At 61.3% G+C, this 12,867-nt stretch carries 15 protein-coding genes, 1 tRNA gene and 2 pseudogenes; 3 read left to right on the top strand and 15 right to left on the bottom strand.

What is annotated here, in order from left to right:
- Window positions 1–10: 10 nt before the first annotated feature.
- A complete protein-coding gene (locus AC56DV_RS15025; RefSeq protein WP_496315078.1) occupies window positions 11–571 on the bottom strand; it encodes a c-type cytochrome in 561 nt (186 codons plus the stop codon).
- A 207-nt stretch (window positions 572–778) separates the two neighbouring features.
- Between AC56DV_RS15025 and AC56DV_RS15030 the strand changes: the two genes are divergently transcribed.
- Window positions 779–854: transfer RNA gene (locus tag AC56DV_RS15030), tRNA-Arg, on the top strand.
- Window positions 855–1,185: 331 nt separating this feature from the next.
- Here the strand turns inward: AC56DV_RS15030 and AC56DV_RS15035 are convergent.
- The 9 genes and pseudogenes from AC56DV_RS15035 to AC56DV_RS15075 form a co-directional block, all read right to left on the bottom strand.
- Window positions 1,186–1,392: pseudogene (locus AC56DV_RS15035) on the bottom strand (ATP-binding protein); the annotation flags it as partial.
- Between the two features lie 29 nt (window positions 1,393–1,421).
- Window positions 1,422–1,748 (bottom strand): annotated as a pseudogene (locus AC56DV_RS15040) (helix-turn-helix domain-containing protein); the annotation flags it as partial.
- 208 nt (window positions 1,749–1,956) lie between these two features.
- Entirely contained in the window at window positions 1,957–2,232 is a 276-nt protein-coding gene (locus tag AC56DV_RS15045) for a HigA family addiction module antitoxin (protein ID WP_496315079.1), read from the bottom strand.
- Between the two features lie 16 nt (window positions 2,233–2,248).
- The gene (locus AC56DV_RS15050; protein ID WP_496315080.1) at window positions 2,249–2,527 is read right to left on the bottom strand and encodes a type II toxin-antitoxin system RelE/ParE family toxin; all 279 of its coding nucleotides are present in this window, start codon (window positions 2,525–2,527) and stop codon (window positions 2,249–2,251) included.
- Between the two features lie 60 nt (window positions 2,528–2,587).
- Entirely contained in the window at window positions 2,588–2,932 is a 345-nt protein-coding gene (locus tag AC56DV_RS15055) for a hypothetical protein (protein ID WP_496315081.1), read from the bottom strand.
- Window positions 2,933–3,228: 296 nt separating this feature from the next.
- Complete coding sequence (locus AC56DV_RS15060; protein WP_496315082.1) at window positions 3,229–3,576, bottom strand: hypothetical protein; 348 nt, start codon at window positions 3,574–3,576, stop codon at window positions 3,229–3,231.
- Window positions 3,577–3,883: 307 nt separating this feature from the next.
- Entirely contained in the window at window positions 3,884–4,357 is a 474-nt protein-coding gene (locus tag AC56DV_RS15065) for an RES family NAD+ phosphorylase (protein WP_496315083.1), read from the bottom strand.
- The gene (locus AC56DV_RS15070) at window positions 4,354–4,920 is read right to left on the bottom strand and encodes an Xre family toxin-antitoxin system antitoxin (RefSeq protein WP_496315084.1); all 567 of its coding nucleotides are present in this window, start codon (window positions 4,918–4,920) and stop codon (window positions 4,354–4,356) included. The genes AC56DV_RS15065 and AC56DV_RS15070 overlap by 4 nt, the downstream gene beginning before the upstream one ends.
- A gap of 85 nt (window positions 4,921–5,005) precedes the next feature.
- Window positions 5,006–5,653, bottom strand: coding sequence for an NAD(P)-dependent oxidoreductase (locus AC56DV_RS15075; RefSeq protein ID WP_496315085.1), 648 nt, complete (start codon window positions 5,651–5,653; stop codon window positions 5,006–5,008).
- A 279-nt stretch (window positions 5,654–5,932) separates the two neighbouring features.
- Between AC56DV_RS15075 and AC56DV_RS15080 the strand changes: the two genes are divergently transcribed.
- A complete protein-coding gene (locus tag AC56DV_RS15080; RefSeq protein WP_496315086.1) occupies window positions 5,933–7,021 on the top strand; it encodes a PEP-CTERM sorting domain-containing protein in 1,089 nt (362 codons plus the stop codon).
- Window positions 7,022–7,072: 51 nt separating this feature from the next.
- On the opposite strand, the gene AC56DV_RS15085 is transcribed toward AC56DV_RS15080, so the two are convergent.
- Complete coding sequence (locus tag AC56DV_RS15085) at window positions 7,073–7,288, bottom strand: hypothetical protein (RefSeq protein ID WP_496315087.1); 216 nt, start codon at window positions 7,286–7,288, stop codon at window positions 7,073–7,075.
- Window positions 7,289–7,427: 139 nt separating this feature from the next.
- On the opposite strand from AC56DV_RS15085, the gene AC56DV_RS15090 reads away from it, so the two are divergent.
- Window positions 7,428–7,943 (top strand): pyridoxamine 5'-phosphate oxidase family protein, encoded by a 516-nt coding sequence (locus AC56DV_RS15090; RefSeq protein ID WP_496315088.1) that lies wholly within the window; start codon window positions 7,428–7,430, stop codon window positions 7,941–7,943.
- Here AC56DV_RS15090 and AC56DV_RS15095 read toward each other — a convergent pair.
- The 4 genes from AC56DV_RS15095 to AC56DV_RS15110 form a co-directional block, all read right to left on the bottom strand.
- Window positions 7,940–10,480 (bottom strand): EAL domain-containing protein, encoded by a 2,541-nt coding sequence (locus AC56DV_RS15095; protein WP_496315089.1) that lies wholly within the window; start codon window positions 10,478–10,480, stop codon window positions 7,940–7,942. The two genes, AC56DV_RS15090 and AC56DV_RS15095, sit on opposite strands and share 4 nt — an antisense overlap.
- Window positions 10,477–10,854: a response regulator gene (locus AC56DV_RS15100; protein WP_496315090.1), complete on the bottom strand. Its 378-nt coding sequence runs from the start codon at window positions 10,852–10,854 to the stop codon at window positions 10,477–10,479. Before AC56DV_RS15100 ends, AC56DV_RS15095 begins: the two co-directional genes overlap by 4 nt.
- 14 nt (window positions 10,855–10,868) lie before the next feature.
- On the bottom strand, window positions 10,869–12,095 hold the full coding sequence (locus AC56DV_RS15105) for a sensor histidine kinase (RefSeq protein WP_496315091.1): 1,227 nt from the start codon (window positions 12,093–12,095) through the stop codon (window positions 10,869–10,871).
- Between the two features lie 304 nt (window positions 12,096–12,399).
- A complete protein-coding gene (locus tag AC56DV_RS15110) occupies window positions 12,400–12,867 on the bottom strand; it encodes a hypothetical protein (protein ID WP_496315092.1) in 468 nt (155 codons plus the stop codon).

The raw sequence follows: 12,867 nt of genomic DNA on the forward strand, positions 1-12,867 counted from the left end.
CGGGGAACGATTAACCCTTGGGCGCTTCGGCAGGCGCTGCCGCAGGGGCCGCAGCCGGGGCTGCCGCCGGCACTTCAGGCTCCTTCAGCTTGCCGCCCGACTTGTTCGCCATGAACACCACGGCGCGCACCACTTCCACGTCGTCCAGATCCGGGTTGCCGCCCTTGGCAGGCATGGCGCGCAGGCCTTCGATAGCGTGTTTCATGATCGTGTCATAGCCCTGGGCCAGGCGGGCGGTCCAGGCGCCGTTGTCGCCCACTTTCGGCGCACCGGCCACGCCGGCGCCATGGCAAGCCGCGCAGGTCGAGCTATAGATGGCTTCGCCCGACTGCAGCACCTTGGGCGCGTTCGCGTCCTTCAGCGTAAAGCCCACATCGGCCACCGGCTGCAAGCGCGTGCTGATGGCTTCGGCCGACTGGCTTTCGGTGCCGGCGCCGGTCAGCTTGGTGGCGGTAACGAATTGCACCAGCAGGGCGATGCCCAGCACGGTGATGAGGAAGAAGCCGATCACTGCTGCTGCGAGCTGCTTGGGCGTTCTGATGGCGGATTCGTGGTTGTGTGCGTCGCTCATGATTTCCTTAATAACAAATTTCGAAACTTGCGTCGGCGTTACGTTATCGGTTTTGCATGCAGGTGAAGAAGCGCATTTGCTCGCCAAACGGGCGATTATAGTCTCAAAAGATTGCCTGTGGATGCAGAACGGTGCAAAAGCGACACTTTTCATGGACGCACAAGACGAAACCCGGTATCCTTCTGTCACCTCCGAAGTTCCCTCTACGCGGCTGTAGCTCAATGGATAGAGTATTGGCCTCCGAAGCCAAGGGTTGTGGGTTCGATCCCCGCCAGCCGCACCATCATTTACGCGATCACCAGAAGAAACTGTAACTGGAACCATAACCTGGCCGTTTGGCAAGGATATGCTTCCAAATTGCAGTGGCAAAGTTATGCTTCCAAGTTGGAGCGTACAGCGCTTCCCCAAATTTTTTCAGCAGGCATCACCGGCCAAACCTTAAGTCAATACTGGGATGAGCGATTCTCGTACCGATGGCGAGCGGTGAACGGAATACGGCTCGGTGATGACGTTAACCCAGGTTACGTGGTGAACCTCGACTGAGGTTGTCTATTTGCACTGAACAGTGACCCGGAATTTGCATTGAATTCCGACCCTCACTGATTTCTAAAAATTCAGGCCGCGCTTAGCCTTGACCTCCTCTCTTTCGCGACGGGCTGGGTGGAGCTATGTTTAAATCGATAACTGTCGTTCCCGGTCTCGATGATATGGCAGTGATGAGTGAGCCGATCGAGAAGCGCTGTGGTCATTTTAGCGTCTCCAAACACAGCCCCCCATTCCGAAAAGCCTAAGTTGGTGGTGATGATCATGTTCGTTTGCTCGCCGAATTGACCCTGTCCGATTGACCCGCCTTCCACTGCCTGGCGAACGCCGCCACGCGGTCGTATGATCCCTCGTAACCCAGCTCTTTCAAGTCCTCGTGGATCTGCTTCAAATTGCGTCGCTGCTTTCGCGGCTTGACCGTCTCGGCCTTTAGCCACCCCGACAACTGCAATGAGTATTTGTCCAGCGCACTAGACGCTCGCCGTTCCGCATAGGAAGGCTCTGTGATTTCCGAACGCAGATAGCGCCGGACGGTGTTCCTCGAGATGCCCAGTCGCCTGGCGATCTCCCTGAGGGGGACCTGGTCACGAAGGTGCCAGCGTCGAATTATGCCTAGCAATGCCACGTCGATCACTCCGATCTCCTGCCGATGAGACAGGTGGATTGTGCTTCAAACGTGGGTCAGATTCGTTTGCAAATTACTAGGGGAGATGGGTCATTTTTCGGCGCAAATCAACAGGCAGGTCTTGGACCGCGATTTGGCCGGTGCAATCAAGCAGCTATCGAACTTGGTCGCTGCTGTGCCGTGAGAATTTCAATTGTGCTCATGCTTGTTTTCCGTCCTACGCTGCAATACGTTCAATGGCGGGTCTTTTGACCTTGCCAGCTTGGTGAAGATCGTATTGGAGCTGCATACCAGCCCAAAGCTCCGGGCTAGTACCAAAAGCAGCGCCCAGGCGATAGGCCATGTCAGGGGATACGCCAGAGGCGCCAGTTACGACACGCTGGAGAGTGACCCGACCTACTCCGAGCCGGGCGGCCGCATCGGTTACGGTAACGTCCCCCAGGTACTCCCTCAATACTTCCCCAGGATGAGGTGGATTGTGCATACGAGTCATGTAATTCTCCGCTTAGTTAGTGGTAGTCGAGATAGTCAACGAGGATCGCGTCACTACCTTCAAACGCAAAAATCATTCGCCAGTTGCCATTGACTGTGATCGCGCAGTGGCCCTTTAAAGCCCCCTTGATTGGATGCAGACTCCACGATGTGGCTGACAAATCCTCTGCGCGTATTGCCTGGTCAAGGGCCGCCAACTGGAGGCGTAATTTCGATGCATGGGCAGCTTGGATACCGGTTTTGCTACCTGTCTCGAAGAACCTTTGAAGGCCCTTGTGTCTAAAGGTCTTTATCATGCTTAGAATTGTATCGCGTATCGCTACGAGATACAAGTGTTTTTCGCTTTCCCTTGTACTTCACTTCATTATCGGTTGCCTCAGCGCCAAGCGCCGGGAGATCGAGAACAGCACGCTTCGTTCCGCGTCTTGGTCCGCCTCGTGCTGCCAATCCAGCCAGCCGGGTATTGTAGTTTTCAGCCCTGGCCAGACGTTGCCCTTGGGCCGGACAATCTCCGTCACACGCTTCCCATCACCATAGAGTAGCCCCCAGCGGGCCGGCAACTCTTCGGGGCGGATCAGACCGGGAGGGCAGATGTAGAAGCGATAAACCCCGATTCCGCCCGTCTGGCGATGCTGCTTGCGCAGGTCGGCCAAGAAGTCGGAATACGGGTTAGTTGAAACGATTTGCGCGCACAGTGCCAAGTCCCCCTATGGACATAGGGTTAGTTTGCCCCGTGAAATAAATGGGTACCTCGAATTACTGGGAAACCGGTGTGAGGTTGGACGGAAATAGCCGCGATAGCGGCGCTGACGCTGAGTATTCTCATCAGACCGGACACCGATTCTCATCCCAACTGGGACACCGATTCTCCCGCCAAACTGGACACCGAGTGGCAAATCGATCAGGCCACGCATTGGCCTGCCGGACACCGTTTCTCTTACCCGGACAGCTGTTCTCCTAAGTGGACAGCTATTCTCCTACCGGGACACCAATTCCCCTAGATACCCTGGAGCGTTACCAAGATGCGGCGCGGATAGCCCAGGTTCTCGGTGCAATGGATCGGCGCACGGCTGGCACGGCCGCATTGCGCGTCAACGGCGGTGCGCTTGGTGGTGCTGGCCAGGGCGGCCTCCTTCTGCCAATTGCCCAAGCCGCCGTTGTATGAGCGCAGCATCGCCCAGAGACGGTCGAAGGTGGTTGTTCCCTTGACGCGCTCATACAGCCAGCGGTCATAGCCGACCAGGGAGCGCATCGACCAGGTCGGATTGCTGGGTTGGCATTGCGCTGGTGCCAGGTCGATTAGCCGGCACCACCAGCTGGCGGTCGCCGGCATGAACTGGCCCATAACCAGCGTCAGGGATACCTGCAACCCGTCCTAAAGACGGCTCGCAGTGTTTACCTCTGTCAGAGCGATTGCTGCATGATGGTGATGTCTTTTCTGAATTGTAGGGGGGTTAGGTGCTGGTGCCGTTAGCCAAAAGTGTGGAATTATAGCTGTGGCAAGGATATGGTTCCGAAGTCTTGCGATGGCAACCTTATGGTTCCGGGGCTATCAGCGGAGTCAAAAATTGCCTATACCCATCCGGGCAAAGCGTTTTTGGGAGATCGCTGTATGGCAAGGTTATGCTTCCGGCCGTGGCAAGGTTATGGTTCTAGGCACAGAAACGGGGATCGTGAATCCAGCGCTTCACTGTCGTCGCGGTAAGGGACGCCACGTCCGGGTGTTGCGGATTAATCAGCACATTGTATTCATCAGGCACGCTCACCGATGGCACCAGCAGTAATGCGGAGTTGTTCGACGCCACCCAGGCGTCGCCCGTCGACCGGCTTGTCATGCCCGCCGGAACGGCGTCCCAGCCGCCAGGCAGCGGGTCCAGCACTATGCGCGCGGCCCAGACATCGTCAGGAACATCGATCCGCACCAGGAAACGATTGAATGGCAGGCCGCCACCGCGTATGTGCAGGACCGTTTCAATCGTCGCCAGCGCAATATTAGCGGCGCTATAGATGAGCGGCGTGCCAACGCTGTTCCAACGTCCCCCCGTCATCTTGGCGCCCGCGCCGCTAAGGTCATTGGCTGCATAGCTTGGCGTCTCGACAGCAATGCGCCACAAGGGCATCGTCACGCGTAGGTCCCGCTCTGGCTCATGGACAGCAATTCAGCTACCAGCTTTTGTCCCTCGAAAGTGTCCATGTAGCTCGCCGGCGTTGCTCCACCAAGGGCTGGGAGTGGTCTGGCCAGCCAGTCCGCAAGCCATTGTGCCGCGTCAAAGCCGGTCGGATCGCCGGATTCCTCGACCATCGTTTGCACTTTGCCGATCAAGGACGCAACGCCCAGGACGCGCTCGGATTCGTCTTTCGACAATACCGTCTCGTCCCTTTCCTTGCGGCTGATGGTCGCGCGGGACAGGCCGAGGCTGCCCAGCAGTAGTTCTTTACTCATACCCATCGCCGACGAAAGCTCGCCGACCATCGAGGCCGGAATACCCTTCCGTATGGCGGCAATGCGCGCTTGCGGATCAACTCGATAGAGGTTCGTGCCACGGAGGAAATCGGTGTCAAGAATCGTGACCGTCCCGCGCCCTTTGGGGGTGGCCTGCACGAAGGAACCGCTGGCTGCCGCCGGCGCCGCTTTTGCAGGCGCTTTACGTGCTGGGGCCGGCTTTCCAAGAGCTTTGGAACGCGGCATGATTGTCTCCTTTGAGATGGAAGTATAGATCAAATGAGTCAATCGGTAAGGCGTTCATCCGGCGCTTCACCGGGACACAAAAAAGCTAGTTGCGCAGCGTGATGGCCTGCTTATAGGTCGTGGCGTCGTTCAGAATCGCCACCATGTAGTCGGCCACGTCCGCGCGCGTCGCCGTTGAGATGATGTTCCATCGCAGATTGGTGCCGGACTTCAGGTTGCCGCGGGCTGGCTTGTTGGTCAGTGTTGCGGGACGGACGATGGTCCAGTCGCAGCCGCTCTCCCGGACCGCCGATTCCTGCAGCTCCTTGTCTGCCATCACCTCCTTGAGCGCGAGCTTGACGAGGAAGCCTGCGCCGAAACTCCCGGTGCGGTAGCTCTCGCCGACACTCACCGAACTCTCGACGATGAGCCGGCCCCGGCCTCCGGGCAGGGCGGCCAGAATGTTCCTGGTTCCCACCGAACACACCGGCACACCGACTTGGCGCCGCCCCAGATCCTGTTTCGCCTGAGGTATCACACCCAAGGTGCAGATCACCGCGTCCGCGCCCCGGACCGCAGCTGCCACGGCGGCCGGATCCATGGCATCCCCCTGGACGACGCGGAGATTCGCATGCGTCAGGTGGACGCGTTTGGGGTCGCGCACAAAGGCCGTGACTGCGTGGCCGGCGGACAAGGCGGACTCAACGACAAGCCGGCCCGTCGATCCAGTTGCGCCAAAGATAAGGACGTTCATCAAACACGCTCCCTGCGCAGCTTCAACGCGCGGTCGCCATGCGGGGCGCTTGGGTTCGGGAGGGATTGCTGGGTGTGGTTCAGGCCTTGCTTTGACATGTGAGGACTCCTTGGGTTGCGGGGGGCGGCACCGGCAGATTTGCCGCGCTCCCTCTCAAGACGAGGCAGTCCGTTCTTTTGTGACATCTTTTTTCCAGACCGTATCGTGCGCGCCAGCGTACGGCCGGGCAGGTATATCATCGGCCCCCCCGTAGTAATTAAACAACCTTGGAGAATCGTCATGCCTGCACGCAACCGTTTGTTGTCGGCGCTGCTGTTTGCCGCCTGTGTTCCCACTGCTTTCGCCGCGCCCAACTACAAAGTTACGCTGCTGTCCACGGACCAGTTCTACAGCCCCCTCGCGCTCAACAATGCCGCGCAGGTGGTGGGCGTCTACAACACGCCTGAGGGACAGCGCTCGTTCACCTGGCAGGCGGGGCAGCTCACCCAGTTGCCCGGGATGAGCTTTGCGCGCGGCGTCGGGGCGCAAGGACAAGTCGTCGGCGCAAGCCTGGCCACCGTTGAAAACGGCGTCGATGTGGTGCGCGCCGTGGTCTACCAAAACGGCGTGAGCACCACGCTGCCGGACGTGGTCGCGTCGCCCAATTTCCATTACACGCAGGCGCGGGCCATCAACAGTGCCGGCGTGGTGGCGGCAACCACCGAGAACAGCTTTGGCGCCACCTCGTTCCTGTGGCAGAACGGCGCCGCCACGCTGCTGCCGATCGACTACGCGGAAGCCATCAACGCCAGCGGCGACGTGGCCGGCTATTCGTCTGCGGACGAAGGGCCTGCGCGGGCCCAGCTGGTGGTCAACGGCCAACTGGTGGACCTGGGGCTGCTGCCGACGACCAGCACGTCGTCAACCAGCTTCGCATATGACATGAACGATGCCGGCGTGGCAGTGGGCAGCTCAAGCTACGGCAGCGATGGGCACCAGCAGGCATTCATTTATGAGAACGGCCAGATGCAAGCGCTGGGCAGCTTTGCCTTCTACAATACGGCCGAAGCCATCAACAATCACGGTGACGTCGTCGGCATCTTCACCAATGGCGCAGGCAGCAGCTTCGACGGCGTGCACGGCTACCTCTACCAGGATGGCGTTCAGTATGCGCTGGACACGCTGCTGGTTGGCGCGGCGGGCTGGCGCGTGGCGAGGGTATCGGACATTAACGATAACGGGCAGATCGCCGCCGAGGTGTGCCAAACCGGCGGCACGTTCTGCACCGGCGCGCTGCTGTCGCCGGTTCCGGAGCCGGCCACTTACGGCATGCTGCTGGCCGGCCTGGGACTGGTGGGCTGGGCGCGCCGGAAACAGCTGGGCACGTAGGGCAACGTCGTAGGGCAACGTTGGACCCGGCGCCGTCAAAGGCGCCGCTTGTTATGCCTTATCGTACTGAAAGCACTGCATGATCGCGAAAGCTGCCGCGGTTTTTGCGTGCGCCGCCGTCATGCGGTCGAACAGGTCCTGCGCCATGAGTCCGTACACCTCGACCTTCACGCATTGGCTCAGTTCGTATGCAACTTCTTGTTCCTCGGTAAGCGCTGCAGCGAAGTCAAGATACGCCGTACGCCCCTCTGGGCGATAGATGGTCATATCATCCTCCCGTATAGAAAAACCATCTTAGCATGATCGGCTGCCAAGCACGCCGCAGACGTGCGCCGCCTCTTGGCAGGAGGCGCACACTGTCTGACAGCCCGGCCGTTTTGGGGCAGGCAGGATGAGGAGGTGCGCTATGAAAACGATGAATGAACAGGAACTGAAACTTATTTTGCAGTTGATGTCCACGGGCCAGGAACTGAGCTTGGCCACCACCCGGCCTGACGGCTTTCCGCAGGCAAGCATCCTGAACTATGCCAGCAAGGGCCTGGTGCTGTTTGCCGCCATAGGGCTGGATAGCCAGAAGGCGCACAATATTCAAACCGATGGCAGGGTGTCGTTTACCATCCTGCCGCCGGGACGCAGCGGGGAGCCGGTCCAGGCGCTATCGATCGGCGCGATCGCCACTTTCGTCACGGGAGAGGAAGAGGTGTCTAGCACGGCGAAATCGCTGCTGCAGCGCTATCCGCTCTTTCGGCATGCGCTGTCCGGCACCGAAGGCCATCCGTGGGGAGGGGTGGTTTTCTTGCGGCTCGATCCGCAAGTGATCTCGCTGCTGGATTACTCAAAAGGATACGGCCATACCGATCTTTTCGACGCCAGGCTGCCGCCGCTAGCGCAGCAGGCCCCGCAGCCCCGCGCCCGCAGCTAGGCGTCCGTCAGCTCCACGCCCGCGCCGGCCGATCGCTGGCTCGCGTGCAGGAATGCCTGCCGTATGCTGCTCAGCAGTGTCCCCTGGTCCCAAGGTTTGGTATAGAAGCGGTCGATCACCCCCTGGTTGACTGCCGCCATCATGTCTGCCAGGTCGGCCTCGCCGGACAGGACTATCCTGAACGTGCCTGGATACATGGCTCTCACCTTGTCCAGGAACGCCGTTCCCTCCATGTCGGGCATGCGCTGGTCGCACAGGATGACCTGGACTTCGTGTTGAGCCAGCACCTCGAACGCCTGGGCTCCCGACTCCGCCTGCAGCAAGCGGTATGGTTCCCCGCCCAGCTGGGCAGCCAGCAGTTCCAGCATGAACGGGTCGTCATCCACGATCAGCAGCGCCGGCCACACCGCTTGCGCAGCGGCCGGCTGCTTACGGGCCTTGCGCAGCATCATGAGCTGGGCGATCAGCCCGGCAGGCAAGGGCCGGCTGATCAGATAGCCCTGTATCTGGTCGCAACGGTGGCGCAGCAGATAGCTTTGCTGCGCCGGCGTCTCGACGCCCTCCGCGATCACCACCAGGTGCAGGCTGTGCGCCATGGTGATGATGGCGCGCACAATGGCCGCATCGTCCGGATTGCTGGTGACGTCGCGCACGAATGCGATGTCGATCTTCAGCTTGTCGACCGGGAAGCGGCGCAGGTAGGCCAGGCTGGAATACCCTGTGCCGAAGTCGTCGATGGACACCTGCACGCCGCGCTGGCGCAGATTGCGCAGGCAGGCGATGGTGCGCTCCGTGTTCACCATCAGCGACGTTTCGGTCAGCTCCAGTTCCAGCAAGCCGGGCGGAATGCCGGTGTCGGCCAGCGCGCGCGCCACATCGGCTTCCAGATCGCCCTCGCGGAACTGGCGGCCCGCGACGTTGACCGACACCTGCACCGGCCCGACGTCACCGAGTTGCCATTCCCTGATCTGGCGGCAGGCTGTGGCGATGACCCAGGTGCCGACCCGGACGATCAGGCCGCTCTCCTCCAGCACGGGAATGAATAGCGCCGGCGCCACCAGGCCGTACCCGGGCCGGTTCCAGCGCAGCAGCGCTTCCAGTCCCACCACCGAGCCGGTGGCCAGCGCCACTTTGGGCTGGTAGTACAGCACGAACTCGTCCTTCTCGATGGCCTTGCGCAGCGCGTTCTCCAGGTCCTGGCGCTGCAGCACGTCGACATTCATCTGCGCCGTGAAGAAGCGGTAGGTATTGCGTCCGGCATGCTTGGCCTGGTACATGGCGGTGTCGGCGTATTTGATCAGCACGTCCGGGTCATTGCCGTCGTCCGGCTGCACCGTGATGCCTATGCTGGCGGTCATGATCACTTCGCAGCCCTGCAGATTGAACGGCAGGTGCAGCGCATCGCGGATCTTGGTGGCGACCTGGGCCGCTCCCTGGTGGCCTTGCTCCATCACCAGTATCAAGGCAAACTCGTCGCCGCCCAAGCGCCCGACGGTGTCGCGCGCGCGCACGCAAGCCACCAGGCGGCTGCTGAACTGGACCAGCAGTTCGTCGCCGACCGCGTGGCCCAGCGTGTCGTTGACGTTCTTGAAGTGGTCGAGATCGATGAACATCACGGCCACCTTCCAGCCGTGGCCACCGGCCAGGGCCAGCGTCTTGCCCAGCGTCTCGTAGAAGTAGCTGCGGTTAGGCAGGCCGGTCAGCGCGTCGTGATGCGCCTGGTGCTGCAGCCTTTGCTGCGCCTGCTTGCGCTCGGTGATGTCGCGCACCACGCTGACAATGATCCAGTCGTTCCCGGATGGCATGGCCTGGCGGTTCACCTCCACCTGGACCAGCGTGCCGTCCTTGCAATGCAGGGTCGCCTCGCTCAGTTTCTTGTTGGCGGGACCGGCGATCACGGTATCGTACATCTGCTCCAGTTCCTCGCGCGTGACGGCGCCCAGCGCCACCGGGCCCAGCGCCAGCATTTCGGTGCGCGAGTAGCCCAGCATCTTGCAGCTGGTGGCGTTCACTTCCACGAAGCGCATGGTGTCGCGGCTGACCAGCATGATGGCGTCGGCGGTGGCGTCCATCGCCGTGCGGAAGCGCTGCAGATCGGCGGTGCGCGCGGCGACCTGCTGCTCCAGCACGAAGCTGTGCTCCTGCAGGTCGCCGAAGGCCTTCAGGCGCAGCAGGTTGCGCACGCGCAGCCACAACTCGGTACGGTCGACCGGCTTGGTCAGGAATTCCTCCGCACCCGCTTCCAGCCCGGCGAGGCGGGCGCTGCGCTCGCCGTGCGCGGTCACCATGATGATGGGGATGTTCGCGGTGGACGGGTTGGCCTTGAGGATGCTGGCGACCTGGTAGCCGTCGATGCCGGGCATCATGATGTCGAGCAGGATCAGGTCGGGCGCCGAATGCGCCACCGCGTTCAGCGCTTCCTCGCCGCTGGCTGCGCTTTCGGTGTGGTAGCCCTCGGGGCGCAGCAGCACGGCCAGCAGGCGGCGGTTCTGCGCTTCGTCGTCAACGATCAGGATGGTGGGGGTGGCGATGCTCATGGCTTGCTCCCGGCGGGCAGCAGGGCGTCGATCATGGCGTACAGCTGGCGGTAGCCCAGCGGTTTGGCGATATAGGCGTCGCACCCGGCCAGGCGGCTCTTTTCCTGGTCTTCCTTCATGGCCATGGCGGTGAGGGCAATGACGGGGATGCCGGCGGTTAGGCGGTCGTGTTTCAGAATGGCCGTGGCGGCCAGGCCGTCCATGCCGGGCAGCTGGATATCCATCAGGATCAGATCGGGCAGTTCGTTGCGGGCCACCATCAGTCCGGCTTCGGCGTCTGCCGCGCACAGCACGCTGTGGCGGGCGTGGCGCAGCAGCAGCGAGGCCAGCTTCATATTCGCGGCATTGTCCTCTATCACCAGTACCTTGGCCATGGGGGCTCCTCGCTTTACGCCTGGTGCGCGGTGTGGGCCGGGGCCCGCAGTGGCAGCCACACCGCAAAGCGCGAACCCTTGCGCTCCACGCTGGCGACCGCCACCGAGCCGCCTTGCAGCTCCGCCAGCTGCTTGACCATGGCCAGGCCGAGGCCGGTGCCCTCGAACTTGCGGGCCAGGCTGCTATCGATCTGGCTGAAGGCCTGGAACAGCCGCCCCATGTCGTCCTGCGAGATGCCGATGCCGCAATCGCTGACGCAAATTTCAACGAACTCGTTGTATTCATTGCCGGCCTGCGGGAAGCGGTGCACCGGCCAATCGCCGCGCAACACCCCGACCTCGGCACGCTGCACGCGGCGCGCGCGCAGCTGCACCTCGCCGCCGCTGGCGCTGAATTTGACGGCGTTGCTCAGCAGGTTGTAGACGATCTGCCTGGTCTTGCGCACGTCCAGCTGCACCGTGCCCAGGCCCTGGCCTATCTCGAGATCGAGTCCGATATGCTGGGCCGCCGCTTTTTCCCGCACGATGGTCAGGCTGTTCTGCAGCAGGCTTTGCAGGTCGACCGCCTCCAGTTCCAACGCCATCATGCCGGCCTCGACTTTGGAGAGGTCGAGGATATCGTTGATCAGCGAAAGCAGATGCTGGCCGCTGCTGAAAATATCGTTGATCGATTCATGCTGCAGCGCCGAGGTTGGGCCCATCAGGCCGTCCTTGAGCGCTTCGGAAAAGCCGATGATGGCGTTCAGGGGCGTGCGCAACTCGTGCGACATGGTGGCCAGGAATTCGGACTTCATGCGGCTGGCGTGCTCCAGCTCGATGTTCTTGTCTTCCAGCGCGCGCTCGAAGCGCTTGCGGGTGGTGTTGTCGGTGCCGATCAGCAGATAGCCGATGATGTCGTCGCGCACATTGCGCAGCGCCGTCACCGACACGATGGCCGGAAAGCGGCTGCCGTCCTGGCGGATGTAAGTCAGCTCGTAGATGTCCTCGATGCCGCGCGAAGCCTTGAATACCAGTGCGTCGAAGCCGGGCGCAATCGGCGTGTCCAGTTCCTCGCTCAGCGTGGCTGCCCGCGCAATCAGCTCAAGCGGGTCCGAGATGTCGGCCGGCGTGATGCGGTTCAGAACGTCCAGCGCCTTGTAGCCCAGCATGCGTTCCGCGCCCACGTTGAAGATCTGGATCACGCCGCGCTCGTCGGTGGCAATGCTGGAGAAGTAGGCGCTGTTGAAAATAGCATCCTGCAAGGCGCCTGTTTTGAGCAGGCTCGCCTGCCGCCTGTACTCGATGGTCCCTGGCGACAGCCCAGAGCGCTCGTGGTCGCCTCTGCCAAACCCGGTCGTATGCATATGCGCTTCCCAAAGAATTGCAGCTCAGCATGAGGGTGGAATCCGGTACAGGGACTGCCGAGCGGGCTCGCAGATTGGCGCCGAACAGCGCTGGATGACGAACAGGCCGGTGGCAAGGAGGAGGGATGGGTTCAATATAGCAGGCTTCGGCGGCAGCCAGCGCACTTAATCTCGCCGCGCCGGCAAATGGCAGTGACTTGCATTACTGCTGTCCCCCTTCCTGCAGCATGATCTGCTCGGCAGCTTCGATACCCTTTTGCAATTCGTCCGCATCGCCCGGACTGGGCACGGGCTCATTTTTTTTCGTGTTGAGAAAACTGTCGGCCAGGTCTGCGATGTCATGCCTTTGTTTCCAGGCATTGAAATCCACGGCGGATGAGAAGTCTTCATTCGTTGCCAACAGGATCGACTGCAATTCCGAGCTGTGCTGCAGCAGCGCCTGTCCGGATGGGAAGTCGAGTTTGGCCATTTTCGTAATGCGCTTGATGAGCGCCAGCGAGGCCGCTATTTGCTGCGTGCTTTCCGACACAGTACGGCTCACCGCGCTGTTCATTGCCGACAGGCTGCCCAGGCATTCGACCGCGGCCTTTAGCGCCAGATTGAGCAGTTCGATTTGGTCGGTTGCGGAGACAAGCTGGGTCTCGATGGACTTTGTTGTAGTATTGGACAT

The organism is Massilia sp. BGA-UO-ETr-WB1, assembly GCF_059567845.1.

Bases quoted from the DNA above. Each gene is read 5' to 3' on its own strand.
- AC56DV_RS15090 (WP_496315088.1), top strand. From the start codon at position 7,428: ATGAAAACGATGAATGAACAGGAACTGAAACTTATTTTGCAGTTGATG.
- AC56DV_RS15075 (WP_496315085.1), bottom strand. From the start codon at position 5,653: ATGAACGTCCTTATCTTTGGCGCAACTGGATCGACGGGCCGGCTTGTC.
- AC56DV_RS15110 (WP_496315092.1), bottom strand. From the start codon at position 12,867: ATGTCCAATACTACAACAAAGTCCATCGAGACCCAGCTTGTCTCCGCA.
- AC56DV_RS15095 (WP_496315089.1), bottom strand. From the start codon at position 10,480: ATGAGCATCGCCACCCCCACCATCCTGATCGTTGACGACGAAGCGCAG.
- AC56DV_RS15050 (WP_496315080.1), bottom strand. From the start codon at position 2,527: ATGATAAAGACCTTTAGACACAAGGGCCTTCAAAGGTTCTTCGAGACA.
- AC56DV_RS15025 (WP_496315078.1), bottom strand. From the start codon at position 571: ATGAGCGACGCACACAACCACGAATCCGCCATCAGAACGCCCAAGCAG.
- AC56DV_RS15060 (WP_496315082.1), bottom strand. From the start codon at position 3,576: ATGGGCCAGTTCATGCCGGCGACCGCCAGCTGGTGGTGCCGGCTAATC.
- AC56DV_RS15100 (WP_496315090.1), bottom strand. From the start codon at position 10,854: ATGGCCAAGGTACTGGTGATAGAGGACAATGCCGCGAATATGAAGCTG.
- AC56DV_RS15080 (WP_496315086.1), top strand. From the start codon at position 5,933: ATGCCTGCACGCAACCGTTTGTTGTCGGCGCTGCTGTTTGCCGCCTGT.
- AC56DV_RS15070 (WP_496315084.1), bottom strand. From the start codon at position 4,920: ATGCCGCGTTCCAAAGCTCTTGGAAAGCCGGCCCCAGCACGTAAAGCG.
- AC56DV_RS15085 (WP_496315087.1), bottom strand. From the start codon at position 7,288: ATGACCATCTATCGCCCAGAGGGGCGTACGGCGTATCTTGACTTCGCT.
- AC56DV_RS15045 (WP_496315079.1), bottom strand. From the start codon at position 2,232: ATGACTCGTATGCACAATCCACCTCATCCTGGGGAAGTATTGAGGGAG.